Genomic DNA, 421 nt, shown 5'->3' on the forward strand with positions numbered 1-421 from the left:
ACCGGCGCGCGCACCGGGCGATAGCGCCCGATCGCCAGCCACTTGACCGCCACGGCAAAGGCCACCGACACCGGCAGATATACCAAGAACCCGGCCAGGCCGATCAGCGGCGCCACCAGCACCAGCGTGGCCAGGCCCAGGTGCGCAAAGGCCAGCGGCGCCACGCGGAACGCGGCGAACCACGAGGCCCAGGCCGCCACCAGCACCGTCATCGCCAGCCAACCGCCCTGCACCAGATTGGCCAGCAGCGGGCGCGCCACGCCTTCGCGCAGCAGCGGCAGCGCCGCATCGGCAATGGTTTCGGCCGGTTCGGGCGCGCGCAGGGCCAGGGCCCGCACGGTGCGCGCATCATAGATGTCGCTCACCGTCACCCAATCGCTGCGCCAGTCTTCGCGCAGCAGGGTAACCAGCATCGCGGCGC

General features: G+C 72.0%; 1 protein-coding gene. It reads right to left on the minus strand.

Features of this window, described 5'->3' with window-relative positions; all coding sequences use genetic code 11:
- A partial coding sequence (locus tag H926_RS33305) for a hypothetical protein (RefSeq protein ID WP_043609403.1) occupies positions 1 to 421 on the minus strand: 421 nt, incomplete at both ends.

The sequence above is a fragment of the Novosphingobium sp. B-7 genome (assembly GCF_000410615.1).
Taxonomy (GTDB): Bacteria; Pseudomonadota; Alphaproteobacteria; order Sphingomonadales; family Sphingomonadaceae; genus Novosphingobium; species Novosphingobium capsulatum.